Source organism: Bacillus kwashiorkori (genome assembly GCF_001375515.1).
Taxonomy (GTDB): domain Bacteria; phylum Bacillota; class Bacilli; order Bacillales; family Caldibacillaceae; genus Bacillus_BK; species Bacillus_BK kwashiorkori.
In genome coordinates this window covers 216966-231737 of sequence record NZ_CTDX01000012.1, presented here as the reverse complement: position 1 = coordinate 231737, position 14772 = coordinate 216966, and the positions used below count along the sequence as shown (strand labels likewise).

At 36.4% G+C, this 14772-nt stretch carries 10 protein-coding genes; 2 read left to right on the top strand and 8 right to left on the bottom strand.

All coding sequences use genetic code 11. From position 1 onward, the window contains the following. Positions 1 to 47 precede the first annotated feature (47 nt). The 6 genes from BN1242_RS04200 to BN1242_RS04175 form a co-directional block, all read right to left on the bottom strand. Complete coding sequence (locus BN1242_RS04200; protein WP_062351707.1) at positions 48 to 251, bottom strand: type II secretion system protein; 204 nt, start codon at positions 249 to 251, stop codon at positions 48 to 50. Positions 252 to 672: 421 nt separating this feature from the next. Further along, positions 673 to 2502: a polysaccharide biosynthesis protein gene (locus tag BN1242_RS04195; RefSeq protein ID WP_062351704.1), complete on the bottom strand. Its 1830-nt coding sequence runs from the start codon at positions 2500 to 2502 to the stop codon at positions 673 to 675. 148 nt (positions 2503 to 2650) lie between these two features. After that, positions 2651 to 3529, bottom strand: coding sequence for a UTP--glucose-1-phosphate uridylyltransferase GalU (galU, locus tag BN1242_RS04190; RefSeq protein WP_062351701.1), 879 nt, complete (start codon positions 3527 to 3529; stop codon positions 2651 to 2653). Between the two features lie 383 nt (positions 3530 to 3912). Beyond that, the gene (locus tag BN1242_RS04185) at positions 3913 to 4677 is read right to left on the bottom strand and encodes a tyrosine-protein phosphatase (RefSeq protein WP_062351699.1); all 765 of its coding nucleotides are present in this window, start codon (positions 4675 to 4677) and stop codon (positions 3913 to 3915) included. Between the two features lie 196 nt (positions 4678 to 4873). Continuing rightward, the gene (locus tag BN1242_RS04180) at positions 4874 to 5566 is read right to left on the bottom strand and encodes a CpsD/CapB family tyrosine-protein kinase (protein WP_062351696.1); all 693 of its coding nucleotides are present in this window, start codon (positions 5564 to 5566) and stop codon (positions 4874 to 4876) included. A gap of 2 nt (positions 5567 to 5568) precedes the next feature. Further along, positions 5569 to 6291 (bottom strand): YveK family protein, encoded by a 723-nt coding sequence (locus BN1242_RS04175; protein ID WP_062351693.1) that lies wholly within the window; start codon positions 6289 to 6291, stop codon positions 5569 to 5571. Positions 6292 to 6760: 469 nt separating this feature from the next. On the opposite strand from BN1242_RS04175, the gene BN1242_RS04170 reads away from it, so the two are divergent. After that, positions 6761 to 7582, top strand: coding sequence for an SGNH/GDSL hydrolase family protein (locus tag BN1242_RS04170; RefSeq protein WP_062351690.1), 822 nt, complete (start codon positions 6761 to 6763; stop codon positions 7580 to 7582). Positions 7583 to 7939: 357 nt separating this feature from the next. After that, on the top strand, positions 7940 to 8461 hold the full coding sequence (locus BN1242_RS04165; protein ID WP_062351687.1) for a sigma-70 family RNA polymerase sigma factor: 522 nt from the start codon (positions 7940 to 7942) through the stop codon (positions 8459 to 8461). A 188-nt stretch (positions 8462 to 8649) separates the two neighbouring features. On the opposite strand, the gene BN1242_RS04160 is transcribed toward BN1242_RS04165, so the two are convergent. Then, complete coding sequence (locus BN1242_RS04160; protein WP_062351684.1) at positions 8650 to 12342, bottom strand: PA14 domain-containing protein; 3693 nt, start codon at positions 12340 to 12342, stop codon at positions 8650 to 8652. A 190-nt stretch (positions 12343 to 12532) separates the two neighbouring features. Next, positions 12533 to 14743 (bottom strand): bifunctional glycosyltransferase/CDP-glycerol:glycerophosphate glycerophosphotransferase, encoded by a 2211-nt coding sequence (locus BN1242_RS04155; RefSeq protein WP_062351680.1) that lies wholly within the window; start codon positions 14741 to 14743, stop codon positions 12533 to 12535. Positions 14744 to 14772: the final 29 nt, after the last annotated feature.

Genomic DNA, 14772 nt, shown 5'->3' with positions numbered 1-14772 from the left:
TCTATTCAATCTATCAAGCAATTACGAAATAGATATTCTTGTATTTATCATCCGAAACCAAGTTTTTTCCTATCCCCAAATAATAAATACACCCCAAAATCCCTTTCAAGTTGAACTTTGTTTCGATTACACACATCCGCTTCCGCCTGTTCGATATATTGATAATAAATAGGTAATGCTATTGCAATAATAGTTCCCACTATTGTAATCACAGCTAACAATTCAAGCAATGTAAATCCTTTTTCACTCATTATAATCACAAATCCGCAGAGTCAATTTTCAAACCTTCTGTTATAGTTCTGGTTACTCGACTTCTTTACCTATATCTCACTGAAAAAAAATGTTTTGATTCGTGTATCATGTGTGCCGTTCTTTCATTTTGCAACCGTAACAAAATCCAAAAGAAAAATCACACAATAGTATTGTTCTAGTAGTGATAGATGCACATGAGGCATTTGCCCCATGTGAGATTAGGAATTAGCTTGGTTTAGTTGGATTTACTCCAACGGTTTGAAATAGTTGGAGAAACACATCTGTGTATTCATATAGTAGATGATTCAACTGTTCTAGCCTGTAGTAAAATCCAACTTATTGTATGATTGTATGTGTTTTATTTCAAGTAAGTTTTATTTGTATAAATTCCAACTTTTGCTTATTTTAATAGTCCTTTGTTTAGTTCACTATAGCTTCTTTAGCCCGTTCATTTTGTCTATACGGGTTAGCAATGTTAATGAGGTGATCATGAACCTCCAATAAATCCATTGTTTCATAAGAGTTCATAAGAAGATATAGCTGGTCCAACCCAACCTTTTTCGCCTTGCCAATATGAATCTTCGGAAATACTTGCTCTGGATGGACTTCATTTTCATTCAACAACTCTTCAAACATTTTCTCGCCGGGGCGGATGCCTGAATATTTAATTTCGATTTCGTCTTCTGTGAAGCCAGAAAGTCGTATTAAGTTTTTGGCGAGGTCTTTGATTTTTACTGGTTCACCCATATCAAGTACAAAGATTTCACCACCGCGGGCAAGAGAGCCTGCTTGGATAACGAGTCGTGATGCTTCTGGAATGGTCATGAAGTAGCGTGTCATCTCTGGATGGGTAACAGTTACTGGTCCGCCTGCTTGAATTTGTTTCTTAAATAATGGAATAACACTGCCACGGCTACCGAGTACGTTACCGAAACGAACGGCGACAAATTTCGTGTCGTATTTCTCGTCCATTTCTTGAATGATTAACTCGGCACAGCGTTTCGTTGCCCCCATTACATTCGTCGGGTTCACTGCTTTATCTGATGAAATTAGTACGAATGTTTTTACACCAAATGTACCAGCTGCCTCAGCAACGTTTTTCGTACCGAATATATTGTTTTTCACTGCCTCTTTCGGATTATATTCCATTAACGGGACATGTTTATGGGCAGCTGCATGATAGATAACATGTGGGCGGTGCCTTTCCATTACTTCAAACATTCGCTCCCGGTCTTGAATATCACCAATAACTGGAACAATCTCGAACTGATTTTTATACTTACTCCGCAGTTCCATATCAATTTGGTAAATACTGTTTTCGCCATGCCCTAATAATACAATTTTCTTCGGTTTGAACTTGCTGATTTGCCGACAAATTTCGGAGCCGATTGAACCACCAGCACCAGTTACAAGAATTGTTTTTCCATGCAAGTTGTCAGAAATACTTTTCATATCAAGTTCCACTGGGTCGCGGCCAAGTAAGTCTTCTACTTCGACATCTCGGAAACTATTAACTGATACTTTCCCAGTAATGACATCTTCAATTTTCGGCATAATTTGTGGTTTAATTTTTGTCTTCGCACATTCTTCGACAATTTTATTCAATTCTTTGCGGCAAAGGGAAGGAATGGCAATCAGTATTTGTTCTACTTCATACTTTTCTACCACCGTTTGAATATCATCTACTAGTCCTAAAACGGGAATGCCGAAATAATCTAATCTTTGTTTATGTGGATCATCGTCGACAAAGCCAATTGGTTTTAAGTCGGTATCATGATTTTTTAATAACTGTCTTGCAACCATTGTTCCAGCTGCACCAGCGCCGACTATTAATGTTGTCTTTTTCTTTAATTCTGGTTTAATATACGTATCGCGAAGCATGCGCCACGCAAATCTTGAGCCGCCGATTAGCATAACATGAATCATCCAAGTAATACCTAATGCACGGAGATACACCGTTTGAAACAGGACAATTTGTGCTAAGGCAGTTAGCAATATAGAGAATGTGACTCCTTTAACGATAGCTGTTAGCTCACCAATACTAGCATACTCCCATGCCCGATGATATAAACGATACATAAAAGCAAATAAATGATGACTTAATAATAAAGTAATAGAAGTTAATAAGACCGTTTTTGATGTAAATACGCTCGGGTTGACACTTAGTAAAAATAAGCTTGCATAAATGGCTGTCATTACAATAATGGAGTCGATGACAACTAACAGCGATAATCTCCTTTGATAAGTCACGTAAATCTACTCCTCTTTTTTCCATGTTTAAGGTATCTAAAAGCGGGTAAATAACTGTTAGATACCTTATTAAAATATCTTTAACCTGTGCTAACCTTTCGTGTTGATTGAACTTAAGAATCAACACAGAAGAGTAACAAAGTCGTTTTTAAAGTCGCTCTGACTTCAATAAGTCCTCCAGAAACTCTAGCACTTGTTGTTTTAATTCTTCATCCTTTAAAGCAAATTCAACTGTTGTTTTGACAAAACCGATCTTTTCACCGACGTCATAGCGCTGACCTTCAAAGTCATAAGCGAACACTCGTTGAATTTGATTTAATTGCTGGATCGCATCGGTTAATTGAATTTCGCCACCAGCACCAACTTCTTGCTTGTCTAGGAAGTGGAAGATTTCTGGTGTTAAGATATAGCGACCCATAATTGCTAAGTTCGATGGGGCTGTACCTTTTGCTGGTTTTTCGACAAAATTATTCACTTGATAACGACGACCTTCTTGTGTGAGCGGATCGACAATTCCATATCGATGGGTTTCATCTTCTGGGACATGTTGAACACCAATAATGGAAGAAAACGTTTGTTCATATTGCTCGATTAATTGTTTTAGGCAAGGTGTTTCACTTTGAACGATATCATCACCTAATAGTACAGCAAATGGTTCATCACCGATGAAGTTGCGTGCACACCAAACGGCATGTCCTAGTCCTTTTGGTTCTTTTTGACGAATGTAGTGAATATTCGCTAAATTAGAGGAGTATTGCACTTTTTCTAGTAAGTCTAATTTCCCTTTTTCTTTTAAATTTTGTTCTAGCTCAGGCATGTTATCGAAATGATCTTCAATCGCCCGTTTCGTTTTTCCAGTAACGATAATAATATCTTCAATTCCAGATGCGACCGCTTCTTCTACAATATATTGAATCGTCGGCTTGTCAACAATTGGCAGCATTTCTTTCGGCATCGCCTTTGTAGCTGGCAAAAATCTCGTCCCTAACCCAGCAGCAGGTATAATGGCTTTTCTCACTTTTTTCAAGGTTTTTTACCCCTTTCAGCTTAAATTCCTGTCATTTATTTTTAGCTTATCAATTCATTTTCATAAAAATACCTAATGACAAAACACTTTTCAAACAAATGTCTTTTCATTAGGTATTTTCGTTTTTATTCAATTTCTGCATATATATGTGAATTATTTAATTTATGAATTAATTATTCCCCTATTGCATTTATATTTGGGCATCTAACCCATCCTCACACCATACCATTGACAACAAGCGTCTAAGGTCTTTCACCCACAGCATGGTCGAGTGCCTCCATTGATACCGGTGAGGAGACATTACCGGTATTTAGTTGCAAACAGAACAATTCTCCTCTTCTCTCTCTAGTTTCGTTCTTGCGATTTTACCCTCTGTAAATCTACTAAAATATTCCCAGTAGTTTTTTTCTCTTTATCTTTTCTGGGTTCTCTTTATATATCATTTTACCTGCTACAATTAATTCTGCATTTTCACGATACATGTAGCTATGATCGATACTGAACTCTTTTTCTATTTTTTCAAATGCTTCATCCATTTTAAAAGAACGGTTCGTCACATTATGTGCATCACTTGCAACGATGTGACAAAGGTTCGCCTCGATTAATTGCAGCGAAAACTTTTGGATTTTTTTCCCAAAGGCACCTGCGACACTTGCAGCCGTTACTTGGGAGATTGCACCTTTTTCAATTAACTGATACAGCTTATCTGGCTGTTCTATGATTTGGCTATTCCGCTCTGGGTGAACGATGACTGGCGTTATTCCGTGCATTTGTAAATCGTAAAATAATCGTTCTGAGTAGCTCGGTACATGATTGGACGGAAATTCCACTAATAAATAATTTTTTTCATTAATCGTGGCAATATAGTCGTCGGTAAATTCGGAAATTAATTCGCCGAAAACCCGAACTTCTTGGCCTAGTAACACTTCTAGCGGAATACCTTCTCGTTGAAAGATACCGTTCACTGATGTAACTAAGTCTTTAATCTCATGCTTCGGGTTATCATACTTCGACGTACGGTGATGAGGTGAAGCAACAATTTTCTTAATTCCTTGTTTCACTGCTTCTTTTGCCAATGCAATACTATCTGCCTCTGATTGTGCACCGTCATCTATGCCAGGTAATATATGACAATGAATGTCAATCATTGGAATTCACCCCGCTTTTTCTATTGTACCATAGGTCTTTGGAACTAGGAATAATTTTTCATCTTTTTACTTAGCGGTAAATTTAGTTAATTTTTTCTAGACATAAAGTCCTGATTTATCGTATCAAAAAGCAGACTCCTTTCCGTTACAAAGTAGGAATCACGTTCATACTTAAGAAGGCTGCTTTTTAGAAAATTTAATTATGACCATAATAGTAGTAATAGCTCGATTTCACTTCTTTCCGTCCGTTTAATACGGTACCAAGAAGTTTTCCTTTAGCGGCTTTCAACATTTCTACTGCTTTCATTGCCTCTTCCCGGTCTGTTTTTCCACTTGATAGGACAAATAATGAAGCATCACAAAGGTTTGCTAATATTTGTGCATCGGTAACAGCTAGAATAGGTGGGGCATCAAATAATATTAAATCAAACTGCTCTTTCGCCATTTCAATTAAGTCTGCCATTGACTTGGATGCCAATAATTCTGCTGGATTTGGCGGGATTGGTCCGCTCGTTAACACAAATAAATCTAATATTTCCGTTTCTCGAATCGCATCCACGAAACTAATTTGTTTCGTTAACACATTCGTTAAACCGATCGTATTCGGTAGTTGGAATGTGTAGTGAACAGTCGGTTTCCTCATATCAGAGTCAATTAACAACACTTTCTTGCCTTGTTGTGCCATAACAACCGCTAAATTTGCTACAGTGGTCGATTTCCCTTCTCCTGGTCCTGTTGATGTGACTATAAGTGTATGGACACTATCATCAACGGCGGAAAATTGAATATTCGTTCTTACTGTCCGGTATTGTTCGGAAATGGGGGACTTTGGATTCAGTATTGTTATTAAGCCACGATTTTTATTCGTCGTTTTTTTCCTTTTTTTCATGTTTATCTCCCCCCTCGATTAGCAGCTCGGCTGGAAGAAAAATTCGGACCTTCTAACTCAAACTGATTAATAACCCCGAGCACTGGTAAATTCAATATTTTTTCAATATCTTGCTCCGTCTTTATTGTATTGTCTAAGTATTCTAGTAAAAATGCTAATCCAACACCGACCATTAAACCAACGACTAAAGCAATTGCCATATTTAATGTCGGCTTTGGTTTTACTGGAGAAATATTATCACTTGCTGAAGCTTTCGCTAAAATGCTTACGTTGTCTACTTTCATTAGACTGACTACTTCTCTTTGAAACACATCGGCAATTTTATTCGCGATGAGGACCGCCTTTTGCGGTTCTGGATCTTGTACAGAAATATTCACGACTTGTGAATTTTTTTCACTTTGAACGGTTAGCTTATTTTTCAATTGACTAGTCGTCATATCTAAATTCAAGTCATCAATAACGATATCTAATATTCGCGGGCTAGTAATAATAACATTATACGTATTGATTAATTGTAAGTTTGTTTGTACATCACTATAATTGATTGCTTCATCTGTTTGTGATCTATTTACAAGTATTTGTGTTGACACTTGATAAACTGGTGTAATCACAAAATAACTAACAACCGCTGCGATCGTAGTTGTTAGAAATGCGATAATCACTATTAAACTCAATCTTTTTCTTAGTATGGCAAATATTTCTTTTAAACTTATCGTTTCTTCCATGGAGTCCTCCTTCAATTCTACCAAAACAGTTCTGTTTCTTATACCATCATTTTTACGTTTCTTTTACATACGAGATAGATTATATCATTATTCGACAGTTTTTTCAGCTATAAAATTACATTAAGGAGGTAATCCATTCATAAAATTGCTGAAAGCCGTCTTTTTCAGCACCTTGGTAATTTATACTATCAATCTTTCTTGTAAAACGGAAATTATCAGTCTATTTTTTCAGCCAGACAAAATATGGTTAAATTCCTATTTAGCTCTTCACCCTAAAAGATATTATATATATTTTTTGATATTTTTCAACAATTTTTTCCCGAATTGGTTTCCTCACTTTATGTTTGACGCCTCTTCCTATTTTTCGTTTGAATGTTTACAATAATAATGAATTCATGTTTTGATTATAAGCAACATGTTACAACTATCTATAAAACATGTTGGGTAAATAGTATTTAGGAGGTTATTTATGATACAAAGAATTTTAGCGAGTCTTTCTGTCATTCTATGTATAGCTGTAATTATTGTCGGCTCCAACTATTGGGATGCAAAACGAAGTAAAGTGTTAGGAGAATCTGTTTATGCGGATAGTGCAACTGAGGAAGAGCAAGGGGAGAAACCAGACAACGAGGATAAAACGGAATCGGTAATAGAGCCAACTTTAACATGGGAAGAGTTACGCGATCTCGTTAGCCATTTACCAGAGAACGTCGCCAATCTGTTTCGCCAAAGTTACAACGACAAAACGCAAGTGAAAATAATGTTCGTCGGTTCTACTTCTCTCGGTGCAGACAATGGCTGGGGCAAATTAGTTGCTAAACAATTGACCGATACATATGGAGAAGATTTAGTTGCTGTGTCTACTGTTGAATTTGATGGCAATTCTACTGATTTAGTGAATAGCGAGGTCTCTAAAGAAGTCATTACAGGAAAGCCAGATCTACTATTTCTAGAGGGCTTTACATTGGAAGATAATCTTTCCATCATTCCTGTGGAGCAATCGCATGATAACTTAACGTCATTTATCGAGAGTGTCACAAAAGAAAGTGCCGGTACGATTTTGTACATTCAACCGCCACAGCCACTGTATAATGCGGTGAACTATCCGCGGCAAGTGGCAGCGTTAAAAGCGTTTGCCGCAGAACAAGGCTACAACTACTTTGATCATTGGGATAAATGGCCAGATTCGAAAGATGATCAATTACTTGAGTATGTGGAAGACGGTTTTCCGACGAAAAAAGGTCATCAACTTTGGGCAGATGCCATTATCGAGTTTTTTGTGGGGAAATGATGATTTAAAGGAGGTTCGTGATAATAATCGCGATACCTCTTTTTTTATCAGTAGCCAGTCACTTAGTGAAATTTTTTGTGATTCATTTTCTTATCACTTAGCTTGCATGTGAAAGATTATACTTGCCTATCTTTTTATGAATCTCTTAAAGTTTTTATTTTATGAATATTCGTTTTATTTTCGTGAACATCGAGATTTTCCAGTATTGGCGCGGTTTATACGGTTTTTATCGGTGAAAAAAAGCAAGTTATAAGTGTAATTTTTTTTATATTCAAGGTATTGCCTTTTTTCTATTAATATAGTATTATAGATTTGGGTCTGATGACCTAGTAAAATTTTATTAGGGGGTATGTAATTATGAAACAAATTGACCAATTCACTGGTCAAGAGCGCTTTGGGGAGGTGGTGGATGCATTTGAGCCAATGATCCATTCAATCATCCAGAAGCTGAATATTTACAAGAACAAAGATGATTACTTTCAAATCGGTCTAATCGCACTTTGGAAAGCGTATAAACGTTTCAAAAAAGAGAAAGGTAAATTCTCTACATATGCGTATCACTACATCCGAGGCTCCATCCTCGTTGAGCTCCGCAAAAACGCCCAACAAGAACGAGTGGAATACTTTTCAGAAAATAATCCACTGGAAAACATCTTAGATCCTACAAACCATTTTGAGTTACTCCACATCGAAGAACTTATCAGCTACTTGCCAAAAAAATTCCAATACATTATTATTTTATATTACTTTGAAGGGCTACCGCTCAAAGAAATTGCTAAACTATTAAATATTAGCTATGCCACAAGTAAATTGTGGAAACGACAAGCGATAGAAAGACTCGCAAAGTTATTTCATGAAAATAACCGCGAATTTAACTAATATCGCAAGTGGAGTAATAGAGGGGTATGGGCTTAATTCGTGTAGGTAGAGAAATCTAAATATTCATAACACTAGTTTTACCTTTTGAGAATTACGTTTATTCATTTCCAAAAATATCGCGATTAGACGAAAAATGCTGTTCCGAGAGAATGGAAGTTTTCTCTTTGGAACAGCATTTTTACCCAATTTTATTTATAGACTGGTATATCAAATGTAATAGAATACAAATCTAATAGATTAAATAGCTCGTTCATTTTTGAGGTTTGCTTATAAGCCCAACCAATGTCGGATGCATATTGATGACTTGCATAATTATTTTTCGCAGCAAATTCTGGATTCCAGCGCATTTTATAAAGTGTATCTTGTCCTCTGTCTACATAGCCTTTTCCGATAAAGGCTGCACCGCCTTCTATCGCTGCCTCTGGCGTGAACCAACCTGCATCATAGGCATATTGTGCTCCGCATGTGTTCGGACAGGAATCTTTCGCCCCGATACCAAACATATTATAAACTACTTTCTTTCCTTTCACACCATCCACTTCTATCCCTGTCGCTAGAGCTGAATTACCATTCCCAGTTTCTAGCAATGCGTGTGAAATTAAATAAATTTCATTTACTCCATATTTTTTTGCTGCTTTAATAAATGTTTCTGCCATTCCTGTTAAAATTCCTTTATTTACAAGAATTTTATTATTCACTTCATAGGGGTTTAAATTCGAAGTTTGTGATAGTTTTAGGAACTGCAGACGATTTTCAAATGAATGATTAAAGTTGTTCGGGTTAATATAATATTTTACATCCGCATAATCTGCCGTTACCCAACCACTTGTATTACGGATATGATACCATACATAGCCGTCTGTTCCTTTCATTGATGAATGTAAGGTTACAGTGTTTCCTTCTGCTACTTTACCACCAACAAGATAATTTGTTCCAGGGCCTCTACGTAAATTCCACGTTCCGCCAACAATCTTCCCTTTACTGGAATCTTTTTCGTCTACTTGGATACCATCTTCTCGAATCCACAATTTATATCGTTTATCTGTTTGTGGGTTCACTTTCATTTGAATATCGGTCATTTTATTCAAAGTTAGTGAGTATTTCGAATAAACGTACCGAATATCTTTTTTCGGCTGTAGGGTCACTTTTACGTTAGCGATGCCTGTCGCTTCATAGTTTTTAACAACGACACGATGCTTTCCTTCAGTAAAAGAGATTAATTGATCCCAGCTACCTTGGCTTTTATTATTCCATTTATCTAATACTAATTGATCATCAATATAGATTTGGACACCGTCGTTTGCCTCTACTTGCAGACGATAATCTCCTTTTCCAGTATAATAATATTTTTGGAATATGGTAGAGAAGTTATCGACAGGTATTCCAGTTGCAGGTGAACCCGCTCCCCAATCCATCGCTAATTGTTCTATCTTCTCATCGACACCAAGTAATACTGGATCACCAGTTAAATTCCGTGATGGAAACGCTAATCCGTACCAGCGATCATCTGCCATTAGTTCATTTAATTGAAATTTTAGTTCAGATACACCGACTAGTTCTTTATGCTTAACCATAATCGTGTGGGTTCCAGCTGTTAAGTAAATTGGTTTTTCAAAATACTTTAGACCTTGATCGTTGTCCCATTCATCTAGTACTAACTTCCCATTAACATACACTTGGGCGCCATCATTGGAGTTGACTTGGAGGTTATAAACCCCTTCCTTCACTGTTACTTTTCCTTGAAACAGGGTGGAGAAGTAGTCTCCAGGAATATTACTTGCTGGTGAACCCCAGCCCCAATTAAAATCAATTTGATTATACTCCCCTAAGAAAGCTGTTTCTCCTGTTAAATTGGCATTAGAAAAGGCCATTCCGTACCAGCTACCATTTTGCATTATATCTTCGAGTTCCAAACGTAGCTCGGCAACACCAATTAATTCACGATATTTTACTTTAATCGTATGTTTTCCTTCTGTTAAATAAATGGCTTCTTCAAAAGATTTTAGTGCTTGATTGTTCCATTTATCGACTACTAGCTTATCATCGACAAATACTTGAACACCATCATTCGCTGCTACTTTTACTTTATAGATTCCTTCTGATACTTTTACTTCTCGTTGGAAAAAGGTTGAGAAGTAATCTGTCGGAATATTTTTCGCTGGCGATCCCCAACTCCAATCAAAATGTAACTCTTTTATTGGTTTATCGAGTCCAAGACGGGCTGTTTCCCCTGTTAGATTATCGTTAGCAAAGGCCATTCCGTACCAACGACTGTCACTAATGAGTGGATCCATTTGAAAACTTAATTCTGCCCAGCCGGTTATTTCCTTATAGAAAATGGTGACCTGGTGTTTCCCCTTTGATAAATAGACGGGCTTTTCCATAGAATTCACACTTTTATTTTTCCAACCGTCGATTTCAAGTTTTCCATCAATATATACCTGGACTCCATCATTGGCTTTTACTTTTAAATTAAATAGTCCATCTTCTACATCCACTTCTTTTCTAAAAATTCCTGAAAAGTAATCACTCGGAATACTAGCAGTTGGTGCGTTACCATACCAATTAAAGTCAATCGAGTTGTACGTTCTTGCAACTGGATCACCTTTAAAATGAATAGATGGATAATAGATTGCTTCCCAGTTGTTTGTTGTAACTTGCGACTTTTCTAGATCAAATTGCAACTCTGCCCAGCCTGTCATTTCTTTATACTTGATGGCAATATGATGGGTTCCAGCTGTTAAATGGATTGGCTTTTCCATATAATTGAGGCTCGCATTATTCCAACCATCAATCTCTAGTTCGTTATCGACAAATACTTGAACCCCATCATTGGCCCAAACACGTAAAAGGTAGTTACCATCTTCAACCGTAACGTCCTTTCGGTATAATGCCGAAAAATAGTCTCTTGGGACGCCACTTGCAGGACTTTTATCTTGCCATTCAAAATGGATATTGTCATACGTTTTGTCGACAGGCGAACCTTTTAAATGGACATTCGGATAATAACTCGCCTTCCATCTTTTCGTATTGACTTCGTATTTTTCAATCTCTGTGCGTAACTCGCTGACACCGGATATTTCTTTGTACTTTACGATGACCGTATGGCTACCAGCTGTTAAATCGATAAGTTTTTCCATGTAATTTAAACTCTTATTATTCCAGCCGTCGATCTCGAGCTTGCCATCCACATACACTTGCACTCCATCATTAGCCCAAATTTGGAATTGGTAGGGACTATCCTCAGCAACATTTAGCTTCCGTTTATAAAATACAGAAAAGTGATCACCTGGAATATTTTTTGCTGGTGAACCCCAACCCCAATCATGGGTAATATTATTCACTGGACTCTTCGCACCTAATAGAGCAGTGCTGCCTGTGAAATTTGATTTGGAAAATGCCATTCCGTACCAGCGACTATCACTCACTAGTTCCTCCATTTGAAAGCGCAACTCAGCCCAACCCGTTATTTCTTTATACTTAATCATTATTTCATGTTTGCCACTAGTCACATAAACAGGTTTTTCCATATAGTTGATGCTTTTATTATTCCAACCATCAATTTCCAAGTTGCCATCGACAAATACTTGGACACCGTCGTTAGCCCATACTTTTAAATCATAAATCCCTTCTTCCAAAGAAAATTCTCGTTTGAATATCGCTGAAAAGTAATCATTCGGGATTCCTTGTACTGGTGATCCATCATACCACTTGAAATTAACATCATCATATGTCTGTTTCACAGAGGTTCCTGTAAAATTAACGGACGGATAATATGTTGCTTCCCATTTACTAGAACTAGCTTCCGTTTGATTAGTAAGTGCAAGGCTTACAAACAAGATGCTCACAAACACCCATATGAATTTTACATATTTCGGCAATCTGTTTATCACTCCTTTTCTTATGAAATGCAAAAAAATACTACCTCCTATCTTAGTTTATCATAGATTAATATATTGATTTTTCCGTTAGGAGGATAAGATAGGATAATAGATTGGAGAAAACTGTAGTGTAGTAATGGCAAAAAAATAAAGGTGAAGACAAAAAGTTGTCCTCACCTTGTTATATCGGTTAAGATTGAGAAATGTTTACGAAAAGTTTCACTAACTGTTCATTGCTATTCCAATGATAGCTATTTCCAAATTCCTCATTTAGCTTTACATAATTCGGATGGTGAACGAGTGAAGTCCCTTCTTTAATATGTTTAATTAGTTCTTCCTCATCGTTAAAAGTGAAAGGCTCCAGTAATTTTTCCATATCTCGATAAACTCCACGAACTTCTTCATACCTATCTCTGTCATTTACATATAAATAAAAATCCATATTTAACGGTAACACATCAAAAAAGATAGAAGAATAGTCACTTAATAAAATATCTGTTATTAATAACAATTCCTGTGTTTCCATCTCATCTGGGGGAATGATCACTTTATTTAAAGATAGTTTTTCCCTTTCCATTGAATGCATTTTCGCAATAACAACGTAATCGTCACCTAGTTTTTCTACTAACTTTTTTAAATCAATTAAATAGCTGAGGTCTGGAAGATTCGTTTTATAGTTGTAATCACGCCAAGTTGGAGCGTAAAATACGATCTTTTTATTTTCGTCTATATTTAGTTTTCGTTTAAACGTCTGTTTTAGTTCTTCGTTTTTGAAATTATCTTTTAACCACTGAACTCGTGGGTATCCGTAAGCTAATATTTGCTCTGCTGGATAGGAAAAGGCACTTTTTAGTTTTTCTTTACCACCATTAGAATCGGCTAATAAATAGTCCCACCTGGAAATATCTCGCTTTTTATTTCGTTTATGGTTCCGATTAAATTGAGATATCATTTTTTCATGACTGTCAAAAAAGAGTCGTTTATACGGAGTTCCATGCCATAACTGGATCCATATTGCATCCTCTTTCTTAAAGAAATCTAGCGGTGTCCAGCTTTCCGTAATAACAAATTTGGCATCATTTAAGGCTTTCCAAAATTCCTGCGTTCTTGGTTTGACTCGGTACTCTTGCGGAACAGCTTCGTTATTTGTAACGAATTTAATTTGAAAGGTGGATGGATGATTGTTGATAAGATAATCAAATAAATATTTAGAGTTGCCGCTGTAACGATAATCAAATCCTAAAAATAATATTGCATTATGCTGTACCGGTTGTTTCATGTATTTTTGTTTTAGTGCTCTAATTTGCAGTCTTCTCCGCTTTTGATTCCATTTACTCTTTTTAAATTTTTCTATATATGAACGAATCGATAATAACCGTTTAGTTTTACTATACAAATTAAAATAACGATTCAATTTCCCTTTTCTGTGTAAGTAACGAATGAACATGATTAAATTGATTTTATTGTCTCGAATTAATCCTTTTCTAAAATACAATCTATTGAATAGCACGATATTTTTCGGCACATAAAAATTTTGATTGTATTCGTTTAATAATTTTACGGTCTTTGCAATCATTTCTTTCCGATAAGGACGCGGGATTCTTTTCTCTGAGTAAAGTAAGGCACGATAAAATAAGTATTTGTACAACATATATGTCGAATCTTCACGTCTCGGTTTAAAAGTTCGTAGCGTTGCTTCCAAAGCTTGTAAATAATCATCCATATGCAATGTGGTCGTAAATTGCGTTTTTGTTGTTGAGTTCGGATTTACACGGACTTTATAATACGGATTACTAACAATACCGATTAAGTTTGCATGTTGGGCCACTGCTACATAAAATTCGAGGTCCTCATAAATATATCCTTCACCATAGCTGATGTTGTTATCTATTAAAAAGGATCGGTTATACAGTTTATTAACGGTAAAGTATGATTCAGCTTGAAGAAGCCGTTCGCAATCTTCCCCTTCTAACCATTCATCAAAAAGGAAGAGATCGTTATTAACGTAGACCTCTCCCCTGTCTGTATAGTAGTATGTCCAATCGCATAGAACAAAGTCCGCACCTTTTTGTTCGGCTTTATCATACAGTGCTTGTAGAGTGTTTTCGTCTAAAAAATCATCACTGTCTAAGAAGAAAATATATTTGCCTGTTGCTTCTTTCAATCCGCGATTCCTTGCAGCACCTTGCCGTTGATTCTCCTCTTGAAGGAGTACTTGCAAATTTAACTTTGTTTGTTTTTGATATTCTTTTATCGTTTGTACGGTGTCATCATCCGATGCATCATCGATACAAATAATCTCGATATTACCTTTAAACGTTTGGTTTTTCACAGAATCTAACGTGTCTATAATTAAGTTACTTGCATTATAGGCTGGTATAATAACTGTTATATCCGCCATTGTTTCTTTAACCCCCTTACCACATCCAA